Source organism: Aliarcobacter sp. (assembly GCF_041672065.1).
Lineage (GTDB): Bacteria > Campylobacterota > Campylobacteria > Campylobacterales > Arcobacteraceae > Aliarcobacter > Aliarcobacter skirrowii.
On the sequence record NZ_JBAZAH010000014.1, the window covers coordinates 26,190 to 36,160 of the forward strand.

Annotated in this window: 13 protein-coding genes; 1 reads left to right on the forward strand and 12 read right to left on the reverse strand. The window is 28.8% G+C overall.

All coding sequences use genetic code 11. The annotated features are described in order from the left end of the window. Positions 1-8: 8 nt before the first annotated feature. The 7 genes from atpA to WC168_RS03780 all read right to left on the reverse strand — a co-directional run bounded on the left by atpA (position 9) and on the right by WC168_RS03780 (position 5,428). Positions 9-1,526, reverse strand: a complete 1,518-nt coding sequence (gene atpA, locus WC168_RS03750; RefSeq protein ID WP_066159858.1) for a F0F1 ATP synthase subunit alpha — start codon at positions 1,524-1,526, stop codon at positions 9-11. 22 nt (positions 1,527-1,548) lie between these two features. Further along, entirely contained in the window at positions 1,549-2,079 is a 531-nt protein-coding gene (locus WC168_RS03755) for a F0F1 ATP synthase subunit delta (RefSeq protein ID WP_372617623.1), read from the reverse strand. Beyond that, the gene (locus tag WC168_RS03760) at positions 2,079-2,594 is read right to left on the reverse strand and encodes a F0F1 ATP synthase subunit B (RefSeq protein ID WP_066159865.1); all 516 of its coding nucleotides are present in this window, start codon (positions 2,592-2,594) and stop codon (positions 2,079-2,081) included. Before WC168_RS03760 ends, WC168_RS03755 begins: the two co-directional genes overlap by 1 nt. 9 nt (positions 2,595-2,603) lie before the next feature. Beyond that, positions 2,604-3,026: a F0F1 ATP synthase subunit B' gene (locus WC168_RS03765; RefSeq protein WP_372617625.1), complete on the reverse strand. Its 423-nt coding sequence runs from the start codon at positions 3,024-3,026 to the stop codon at positions 2,604-2,606. Between the two features lie 106 nt (positions 3,027-3,132). Continuing rightward, positions 3,133-3,996: a ParB/RepB/Spo0J family partition protein gene (locus tag WC168_RS03770; protein WP_372617632.1), complete on the reverse strand. Its 864-nt coding sequence runs from the start codon at positions 3,994-3,996 to the stop codon at positions 3,133-3,135. A gap of 23 nt (positions 3,997-4,019) precedes the next feature. Then, complete coding sequence (locus WC168_RS03775; protein ID WP_109065242.1) at positions 4,020-4,796, reverse strand: ParA family protein; 777 nt, start codon at positions 4,794-4,796, stop codon at positions 4,020-4,022. Then, positions 4,793-5,428: a biotin--[acetyl-CoA-carboxylase] ligase gene (locus WC168_RS03780; protein WP_066159874.1), complete on the reverse strand. Its 636-nt coding sequence runs from the start codon at positions 5,426-5,428 to the stop codon at positions 4,793-4,795. Before WC168_RS03780 ends, WC168_RS03775 begins: the two co-directional genes overlap by 4 nt. A gap of 70 nt (positions 5,429-5,498) precedes the next feature. Here WC168_RS03780 and WC168_RS03785 point away from each other — a divergent pair, with 70 nt between their 5' ends. Next, positions 5,499-6,392: an AEC family transporter gene (locus tag WC168_RS03785; RefSeq protein ID WP_066159876.1), complete on the forward strand. Its 894-nt coding sequence runs from the start codon at positions 5,499-5,501 to the stop codon at positions 6,390-6,392. A gap of 29 nt (positions 6,393-6,421) precedes the next feature. Here WC168_RS03785 and fmt read toward each other — a convergent pair whose 3' ends face one another. The 5 genes from fmt to rplU all read right to left on the reverse strand — a co-directional run bounded on the left by fmt (position 6,422) and on the right by rplU (position 9,873). After that, the gene (gene fmt / locus WC168_RS03790) at positions 6,422-7,339 is read right to left on the reverse strand and encodes a methionyl-tRNA formyltransferase (RefSeq protein ID WP_082946492.1); all 918 of its coding nucleotides are present in this window, start codon (positions 7,337-7,339) and stop codon (positions 6,422-6,424) included. A gap of 9 nt (positions 7,340-7,348) precedes the next feature. After that, entirely contained in the window at positions 7,349-8,110 is a 762-nt protein-coding gene (gene proB / locus WC168_RS03795) for a glutamate 5-kinase (RefSeq protein ID WP_066350546.1), read from the reverse strand. Then, on the reverse strand, positions 8,111-9,196 hold the full coding sequence (gene obgE, locus WC168_RS03800; protein ID WP_372617628.1) for a GTPase ObgE: 1,086 nt from the start codon (positions 9,194-9,196) through the stop codon (positions 8,111-8,113). Positions 9,197-9,269: 73 nt separating this feature from the next. Next, positions 9,270-9,527 (reverse strand): 50S ribosomal protein L27, encoded by a 258-nt coding sequence (gene rpmA / locus WC168_RS03805; protein WP_066159888.1) that lies wholly within the window; start codon positions 9,525-9,527, stop codon positions 9,270-9,272. Positions 9,528-9,555: 28 nt separating this feature from the next. Beyond that, positions 9,556-9,873 carry a 50S ribosomal protein L21 gene (gene rplU / locus WC168_RS03810; protein ID WP_066159891.1) on the reverse strand — a complete coding sequence of 106 codons (318 nt, stop codon included), beginning with the start codon at positions 9,871-9,873 and terminating at the stop codon, positions 9,556-9,558. Positions 9,874-9,971 lie beyond the last annotated feature (98 nt).

The window sequence follows — 9,971 nt, forward strand, 5'->3', positions numbered from 1 at the left end:
ACTAATCCTTAATTTGCATTAAATACAGTTTTAAACTCTTCTAATGCAGCTTTTAATTTTGACTCTGTGTTTTCATCAAGTTTTTGACTTGATTTAATTGCACTTAAAATATCTGAATATTTTTGCTCAATAAACAGATGTAACTCGTTTTCAAATCTTACAACATCTTTAACCGCAACATCATTTAAGTACCCTTTAGTACCAGCATAAATAATCACAATTTGTTTTTCAATAACAAGTGGTTTATTAACACCTTGTTTTAAAACTTCAACCATTCTTTGACCAAGTTCTAACTCTCTTCTTGTAGCTTCATCAAGATCTGATGCAAATTGTGCAAACGCTTCAAGTTCTCTATATTGAGCAAGTGAAAGTTTTAATGTACCAGCAACTTGTTTTGTAGCTTTAATTTGAGCAGCTCCTCCAACTCTTGAAACTGATAAACCAACGTTAATTGCAGGTCTAATACCTGAGTTAAATAGGTTTGTTTCTAAGAAAATTTGTCCATCAGTAATTGAAATTACGTTTGTTGGAATATATGCAGCAACGTCTCCAGCTTGAGTTTCGATAATTGGTAATGCTGTCATAGATCCAGCACCTTTTTCATCACTCATTTTTGCAGCTCTCTCAAGTAATCTTGAGTGTAGGTAGAATACATCTCCTGGGTATGCTTCTCTTCCTGGAGGTCTTCTTAAAATTAATGACATCTCTCTATATGCAACAGCATGTTTTGATAAATCATCATAAATAATCAGTGCGTGCTTTCCATTATCTCTAAAGAATTCACCCATTGTAACACCTGTATATGGTGCTAAGAATTGTAATGTTGCAGAATCAGCAGCTGATGCATTTACAACAATTGTATAATCCATAGCTCCAGCATCTTCTAATGTTCTAACAACAGAAGCAACTGAAGATGATTTTTGTCCAATTGCAACATAAATACAAACAACATTTTCACCTTTTTGATTTAATATTGTATCAATAGCAACTGTAGTTTTACCAGTTTGTCTATCTCCAATAATTAACTCTCTTTGTCCTCTACCAATTGGAACTAATGCATCAATTGCTTTAATACCAGTTTGTAATGGCTCGTGAACAGATTTTCTTGACATAATACCAGGAGCTTTCTCTTCAACATATCTTGTTTCAGTTGCGTTAATAGCACCTTTACCATCAATTGGTTCACCAAGTGCATTTACAACTCTTCCAACTAGTGCTTCACCAACTGGAACCTCAAGAAGTTCACCTAATCTTTTACAAGAAGTACCTTCTCTAAGACCTAAACCTTTTCCAAGAACAACGATACCAACTGAAGACTCTTCTAAGTTTGCAGCCATACCTTTTTCACCGTTCTCAAACTCAACCATTTCACCAGCCATAACATTTTTAAGACCGTAAACTTGAGCAATACCATCTGCATAAGATATAATCTTACCAGTTTCGTTTACATCTACATTTAATTCAAAGTTATCAATTCTCTCTTTAATAATTGAACTGATTTCATCTGCTTGAATTTTTGCACCCATTCAAATTTCTCCTTTATAAGTTCTAAACTGCTTTTAAAATATGATCGATTAACTGAGTTTTTAATCTATCTTTAGAGAAAGATATTTCAACACCTAGTCCATCTATATCAACTTTAATTCCATCATAATCACAAACATTTTGAGATAATGAAAGTTTCACATCAAATTTCTTACTAAATTGTTCTTCAATTGAACTAACACTTTTAGCTGGAAGCTCTTTATTTGTATAAATAACTCCAATAAAACTATTATTTAGTTTTGCAATTTGATTTTTTAATTCTGCTGCAACAAATGGAATAATATCTAATCTTCTCTTTTCACCAAGAAGTTTGATAAAGTTTTCCAAAGATTTTTCAGGTTTTTCAACCATCGATAAAATAAAATCTACTTTGGCTGTTTCATTTACAGTTGAAGATGCTATTATAGATTTAAACTTATCATTTAAAAAAGCTTTTGCAACACCATCTAGCTTTTCACTAAAACTCGTAATTTCACCAAGATCTCTTGCTTCAAGCAATGCTTTTACATATCTTTTTGCTATTAAATCCTTCATTATGCTACCTTTTTAAGAACAATGTTTACTAACTCATCTTGTGATAAATTAATAGTATCTGAATTTAATAGCTCTTCAAGAATTGAAGCTACAACATCTTTTTTTACTCTTGAAAGTTCAACTTTCATCATTTCATCAAAATTTTTATTTAAATTTGCAATTTCTGCTTCAACAGCAACTAAAACTTTTTGTTTTATCGCTTCTACATCAGATTTTGCACCTTCAACAATCTCAGCTGCAATTCTTTTTGCATCTTCTGATTTTTTAATTGCTTCTTGTTTTTTCTCTTCTGAAGCTCTTTTAGTATCTTGAACTTTATCAAGTTCAGCTTGGATACTCAAAGTTCTATTTGAGAAAAATGCTTTAATTCTATGAGCAAGTAAATACCATAAAATCGCTGCGAATATAACAAAGTTAACGGTTCTTTGAACTATATCATAGTTCGTTTCCGCACCTTCACTTGCAAATAATGCAACTGGAACCATAGCCATAGCTAATAATAATCCTTTTATCATTATCACTTCCTAAATCGAGTTTAGCTTGTTTTTCAAGCTATTATTAAATTGAGGCATTGATGACAATAAAGAGACTTTTAAATTCTCTGCTTCACTTTGTAAGCTATTTTTAAATTCAGCTACTTTTGTATCTAAATTTAATTTTTCACTTGCAAGTTTAACATCAGCACTATCTTTAGCTTCTTTGTAAGCTTGCTCTCTAATAGCTGCTGCTTCTCTTTTAGCTTTTGAGATAATCTCATTAGCTTCCACTAAAAGCTCATCAACATCACTACTGTTTGATTTTGCTTCTTCTAAATCACTTTTAATTTGAGCTGATCTCTCATCCATGTGATTTAATAGTGGTTTGAATAGACAACTATTAAGTCTAGCAACAACTAAAAGAAAGATGATAGCTGTGCTAAGCATTAGTATAGGACTTATGTCTAACATTCATTCCTCCATATTTTTACAGTTTAGTTTAACTAAAACGCTTAAATTCTATCAGAATATTCTATAAGGAAATATTAAAAGTGTAAAAATTTATATTTTTTTTGTATTATTGTAGATTTAAGTAACTAATTATTCTATCAATATCATCCTGGGAATTAAAAGTTATTTTAATTGAGTTTTTATCAAGCTTTGCTTTTATTTTGTCATTTTTTAAAACTTTCAAGAAATTATTTAAAACCTCAGTATTGTAACTATTAGTAACATTTTTTTTCTCATTTATATCTTTACTAATTTTTTCTTCTTTTATATCTTTTATTAATTTCTCAACCTCTCTAACAGACAAATCTTCACTAATTATTTTATCGCAAAGTTGTTTTTGAATATTAGGATCTAAGCCTATCATTACTTTTGCATGACCAGCGCTTAATTTTCCAGAAGATAAAAATTGTTGAACATATGAACTTAACTGTAAAAGTCTTAAAGTATTTGTAATTGAAGCTCTACTTTTAAATACTTTTTTTGATAACTCTTCATGTGTAATATTATGTTCATTTATAAGTTGTGCATAACAAAAAGCTAACTCTATTACATTTAAATCCTCTCTTTGAATATTCTCTATTAAAGCATGCTCTCTTAATTTTAACTCATCAATGTTTGTAATAATCGCACTAATCTCTTCCAAAGATGCTAATTTGTGAGCTCTAAGTCTTCTCTCACCTGCAATTAAAGTATATCTTCCATTATCATTTTCAACAACAACAATGGGCTGTAAAAGTCCATGCTCTTTTATAGAGTCACTTAACTCTTGAAGTTTTGTCTCATCAAAGACTTTTCTTGGTTGATTTGGATTTGCATCAATTAATGCTACTTCAATCTTTTTAACACCACTACTATTTGAGTTTGAATTTGAATTTTCATAAGCAGTTTCAACTTCTCCTAAAAGCTCACCTAAGCCTCTTCCTAGTGCCATTTTACCACCTAATTTCATTTTTTCTATCCTATTATTGCTTTCGCTAAATTTTCATAAGCTTTAGTTCCAATACTTGTTACATCATAAAGCATGATTGGTTTTCCAAAACTTGGACTCTCTGCTAATTTTATATTTCTTGGAATTACAATATAAGAATCATCTCCTAGTTTAAATAACTTACTTTCAAAATGTTGTGCCAAATCAGCAAAAACCTGTTTTGAAAGGTTGTTTTGCGAACTATACATTGTTGGTAAAAAACCTTTTATTTCAAGATTTTTATTTATAGTTTGTCTAACTAATTTTATTGTATTTAATAGCTGTGCTAAACCTTCAAGTGCAAAAAATTCACACTGGATTGGTATTAATACAGATGTTGAAGCACCTAAAGTATTTATTGTAATTGGTCCTAAAGCTGGAGGTGAATCTATTATTATATAATCGTATTCATCTTTTACAGTATCTATTTTTCTTTTTAATACAAGCTCTCTCTCTTTTGTATTTTTATAAAACTCTTTTTCAATACCAACAAGACCAATATTAGATGGAGCAACTTTTAAGTTATCTATTTCAGAGTCTAAAATTATTTCAGAAAGCTCTTTTGTTCCAAGCATAACATGATATATATTATATTCATAAGTATCTCTATGAAAACCTAAAGATGTTGTTGCATTTGCTTGTGGATCTGCATCAATTAATAACACTTTTTTCCCATCCAGTGCAAGTGCTGCACTAAGATTAACAGCTGTAGTAGTTTTACCTACTCCACCTTTTTGATTTGCTATTGAAATAATCTCTGTCATCTTAAACTAAATACCTTTTTATCGTTAATTTGTATAGAACCATCACCATTTAAAATTGCATTTTCAAGTGAAACTTTGATACCATCAATTGTTGCTTGAAATTTTTTTGAATGTCTAAATTCTACCTTAAAAAGACTAAAAATTTCCTTCCATTCAATTTTTTTAGAAATATTTTCAAAATACTCATTTAAAAGTTCCTCAATATCTATTTTTATATCCAATTTTCCAAAATCACTATTTGGTTCTTTTAAATTGATTCCAATACCACAAAAAAGAAGATCTTTTGTTGTTGAAGTAATTGCTCCACCAATTTTTTTATTTTCTATATAAAAATCATTTGGCCACTTTAAAAAAACTCTTGAACCTTTTTGTGCAAATATCTCTTTTAAAATATATGTAAAATATATACTAGCACTTTGCAAAGGTAAATCGTTTGGTAAATCGTTTTTATTTAAAGCAAAAGAGAAAAATAGATTTCCAATAGCTCCTTGCCAACTATTTCCTCTACTTCCTATTCCATTAGTTTGTATATCTGCAACAACACAAATAGGCTCTTTGTAACCATTTTTGCTAACATAATCTTTTAAATAAAGTTGTGTTGAATTAACTGTTTTTAATCGTATAAATTTCATTTGCAAATTATATATAATTTTATTAAAAGAGTATATTAATTATAATCAAAACTTTTAAAGGAGAATTTTAATGCTAGACCCTGTTTTACCGATTGCTTTATATTTGTTATTTGGTTACTTATATAAAATATTTTTTCAAGATAATTCAAAACAACTTGTAGATTTTATTATCTATTTTTCTCTTCCTGCAATTGTTTTTTCAAAAATTTATCCTTTGGATTTAAATTTTGATCATTTACTTCTAATTTTAATGTTTAATGCAATTATTCTATTTAATTTATTACTATCTTTTTTAATTGGTAAACTTCTTAAATTAGAAAAAATTTATCTTGCTACTTTTATGATTATGGCAACTTTTGGAAATACCTCATTTATAGGTTTTTCTTATATTGATGCTTTTTATGGACAAGATTTTATAGTTTATGGACTTATTTATGATATTTTTGGTTCATTTTTACTTTTAGTTTCTGTTGGTATGTTTATAATTACTTGGGGAAGTGGAAGAAAAAATAGTATCTTTACTATTTCAAAATCAATCTTTTTATTTCCTCCTATGATAATATTTTTTGTAACTTTAATTGCAAAAAACTTTGAAATTCCAAACTTTTTAATACATACAACAGATAATTTAGGCTCAACTTTAGTTCCTATTGCAATGATTGCTATTGGAATGAAACTTCAATTAAAAAATATATTTTCAAAACTTCATATTGTAACAATAGCTGTAATTTTAAAGATGATTTTTGTTCCTATAGTTGTCTTATTTTTATTTAACTATTTTTATAATTTAGATGAAACTTGGATTAAAGTTACAATTATTGAAGTTGCAATGCCACCAATGACTATGGCAGCAGTTTTAGCTATAAAAGGTGGCTTGGATGAGAAAATTGCTATAAATAGCTTAGTATTAGGTGTTATTTTAAGTCTTCTAACAATTACACTATTCACAACGCATTTAGCATAAATTACAAAAGCATTTATATGCTTTTGTAATTACTCTAAAATATCTCCAACTTCCAATCTTTGACCTCTAATATACTCAACAGCATTTATAGCTTTTTTAGATGGAGCTTGAATTGTTTTAATTTTTAATGTTCCAGTCAAACATGCAACAATAATATAATCTTTTGATATCTCTAAAATTTTTCCAGCTTCATTTTTTGAACTCTCTTCAATAAGCTCAATATCCTTTATTTTTAGATCAGATTTTAAAAATATTGTTGGCCAAAAAGAGTAAGCTTTATATTTCAAAAATAGTTTTTTTGCATCAAAAAAATCTACTAATCCATCCTCTTTTTTAATCTTTTTACAAAAACTAGCTTCACAGTTGTTTTGTTTTAATGGTCTTATATTTTCAAAATTATTTAAAGTTGTAATTGTAAGTTTAGCTGCTAAAATTGATAGTTTTTCAAATGCTTCATCTACAAGTAAATTATTATTTCTTAAATATGAAAATCCCAAAATATCTCCACAATCAAGTCCCTCTTCCATAAACATAGAAGTAACTCCTAGATATTTATCATCATTTAAAATACCCTCTTGAATAGGACTAGCTCCCCTATAATTTGGTAAAATTGAAGCATGAAGATTTATACAAGGAGCAATATTTAAAATATCTTTTGGAAGAATTTGTCCATAAGCTGCAACAATAATAAAATCTGGTTTTAAATCTAAAATTGATAAATATGCAACTAAATTATCTTTTAGTTTTTTTGGTTGAAAAATAGGTATATCTAAAGAGTTATCGATACAAAACTGTTTTATATGAGGAGGTGTAAGAAGTTGTTTTCTACCTACTGGTTTATCCTCTTGAGTGAAAATTCCAACAACTTCATACTTACTTGCTAAAAGCTCTTTTAAAATCTCAGTAGCATAAGATGGTGTTCCCATAAATAAAACTTTTTTGCTCAAAATATATCCTTATTTTTTAAATAGTGTTCCACTATTATGTATATTATTTAATAAAAAATCATAAGCATTTTTTAAATCAAATCCACTACTTAGATACATAGGAATATTTTTTTGCATTAAAAAATCTGCTGCTTTTAGTTTTGTTACAATTCCACCTGTTGCAAATTTTGAATTGGCACTTGGTTTTTTATCAAGCTCTTCAGAGCTTATTTCATTTACAATTTTTTGAAGTTGTGCATCACTAAACTCTCTTGGATTTTTATTATAATATCCATCAATATCTGTTAAAATTGCAAGCATATCGGCTTTAAAATAGTGTGTTACATAAGCTGCTAATTGGTCATTATCCCCTATTAACTCTTCTGTTGAGATAACATCATTTTCATTTATTATTGGCAAAACACTGTTTTGAAGCAATATTTCCATAACATTTTTTGCATTTTGACTTCTTTTTCTTGAATCAAAATCATCTGCAATAAATAGCATTTGAGCAGCTATTATATTATATTTTGAAAACATCTCTTGATAAGTTTTCATCAATTTTGGCTGACCAATTGCTGCAAGAGTTTGTTTATTTGCTAAAACTGTTTTATCAAGTTTTAACTCTGTATAACCAGCTCCAACAGCACCCGAACTTACCAATATTACCTCTAAATTTTTCTCTATTTTTAATTTTGCAATAAGCTCAACTAAATTTTGCATTCTTTGAATTGCTAATTCATTATCTTGAGTTAAAACAGCAGTTCCTACTTTAATAACTAACCTTTTCATCTACTTTCCTTGCATTCCATATAGTGCAAATGTTAGAGCTTTTATATTTGTCTTATTTAAAGATGATATTGGTAAAACAAAATATGGTTTACTACTATCATACTTTGAGAATATTAAATCTTGCACAAAATATGGCAATTCTTCATCAAATTTAAACTCATTTTTATTACTAGCTTCTAAATTTAACTCATTTAAAAAGTTTTTAATATCCTCTTTTAAATCTTCTCCATAATAAGCATCTATTTTACTTAAAGCTATAGCAAAATTTCTTTGTGACAACTCTTTGGAAAATTTTTGCAACTCCTCTTTTAACACTTTATATTGTTCAATCATTGTTCTATAGTTTGCAACATCAATTACAAACAGAAGTGTTTTTGTTCTTTCAATATGTCTTAAGAACTCTAATCCAAGCCCTTTTCCTTCGCTAGCACCATCAATAATTCCTGGAATATCAGCCATAACAAATGAGCTATAATCTCCAACATTTACAACTCCTAGTTTTGGAGTTAAAGTTGTAAACTCATAGTTCGCAACCTCTGGAGTAGCATTTGAAGTTACAGATATTAAAGTAGATTTTCCAACATTTGGATAACCTACAAGTCCAACATCAGCAATTAATTTAAGCTCTAATCTTATATTTCTAGTAACTCCTGGAAGTCCTGGTTGAAAATATGTAGGTGCTTGATTTCTCGAATTTTTAAAGTGAACATTTCCAAGTCCACCTTTCCCACCCTCTAAGAAAAGAACCTTCTCTCCAGTTTCAAGCAAATCAAATAAAACTTCATTTGTGTCATCATCAATTACCTGTGTTCCTGGAGGAACAATTAAAACTAAGGGTTCAGCAGATTTTCCTGTTTTTTGTCTTCCCATTCCAGGTTGACCTTTGTCGGCTTTAAAAACTCTTCTTCCTTTATAAAAAGATAGAGTATCTGTATTATTATCTACTAAAAAGTAAACATCTCCACCTTTTCCACCATCTCCACCATCAGGACCACCCTGAACTATAAACTTCTCTCTTCTAAAAGATGCACAACCTTGCCCACCTTTTCCACTACTTACACTAAATCTTGCACTATCTATAAACATAGTTTTCCTTTATAAATAAAAAAAGGGTGTATGGCAAAGCATACACCCTTTTTCAAAAAGCTAAATCTCTTATTTACGAAGCAGCGTAAACAGAAACTTTTTTTCTTTTTTTATCTTTAATTTCAAATTTAACAACACCGTCAATTAAAGAGTAGATTGTATGATCTTTACCCATTCCAACATTGTTACCTAAATGAACTTTTGTTCCTCTTTGTCTAATAATGATGTTTCCAGCACTTACAACTTCTCCACCATATTTTTTAACTCCAAGTCTTCTACCAGCTGAGTCTCTATTATTTTGAGTACTACCTTGACCTTTTTTGTGAGCCATTTTATTTCTCCTTAAATTTGATTATTGCTTAAGCAGCAATTTTTGTAATTCTAATTTTTGTGAAGCTTTGTCTAAAACCTCTTTTAAGCTTAGAGTCTTTTCTTCTTCTTTTTTTATAAATTACAACTTTTTTCGCTCTGTTTACACCAGTTCCATCAAGAACTACTACTGCTTCAACTTTAGCATTAGATACTGCATCTCCAGTTTTTAATTCACCGTTATTTACAGCTATAACATCAGTTATCTCTAAAGTCTCTTTTGCAGCTTTTCCAGTGTAATCAATATCTAAAATATCACCTTCAGATACTTTGTATTGTTTCCCACCACATTTGATAATTGCGTACATCTTCTTTTCCTCTTATTTTTTACAAGCATAATTTTGGCTTAATTTATACTATCTTTTTAATTTAGAACGGGAATATTAGCTAAGATTTTATTAAAGTT

Bases quoted from the DNA above. Each gene is read 5' to 3' on its own strand.
- WC168_RS03775 (WP_109065242.1), bottom strand. From the start codon at position 4,796: ATGACAGAGATTATTTCAATAGCAAATCAAAAAGGTGGAGTAGGTAAA.
- obgE (WP_372617628.1), bottom strand. From the start codon at position 9,196: ATGTTTATAGATAGTGCAAGATTTAGTGTAAGTAGTGGAAAAGGTGGG.
- WC168_RS03765 (WP_372617625.1), bottom strand. From the start codon at position 3,026: ATGTTAGACATAAGTCCTATACTAATGCTTAGCACAGCTATCATCTTT.
- atpA (WP_066159858.1), bottom strand. From the start codon at position 1,526: ATGGGTGCAAAAATTCAAGCAGATGAAATCAGTTCAATTATTAAAGAG.
- rplU (WP_066159891.1), bottom strand. From the start codon at position 9,873: ATGTACGCAATTATCAAATGTGGTGGGAAACAATACAAAGTATCTGAA.
- WC168_RS03785 (WP_066159876.1), top strand. From the start codon at position 5,499: ATGCTAGACCCTGTTTTACCGATTGCTTTATATTTGTTATTTGGTTAC.
- rpmA (WP_066159888.1), bottom strand. From the start codon at position 9,527: ATGGCTCACAAAAAAGGTCAAGGTAGTACTCAAAATAATAGAGACTCA.
- proB (WP_066350546.1), bottom strand. From the start codon at position 8,110: ATGAAAAGGTTAGTTATTAAAGTAGGAACTGCTGTTTTAACTCAAGAT.
- WC168_RS03760 (WP_066159865.1), bottom strand. From the start codon at position 2,594: ATGATAAAAGGATTATTATTAGCTATGGCTATGGTTCCAGTTGCATTA.
- WC168_RS03755 (WP_372617623.1), bottom strand. From the start codon at position 2,079: ATGAAGGATTTAATAGCAAAAAGATATGTAAAAGCATTGCTTGAAGCA.
- WC168_RS03770 (WP_372617632.1), bottom strand. From the start codon at position 3,996: ATGGCACTAGGAAGAGGCTTAGGTGAGCTTTTAGGAGAAGTTGAAACT.
- WC168_RS03780 (WP_066159874.1), bottom strand. From the start codon at position 5,428: ATGAAATTTATACGATTAAAAACAGTTAATTCAACACAACTTTATTTA.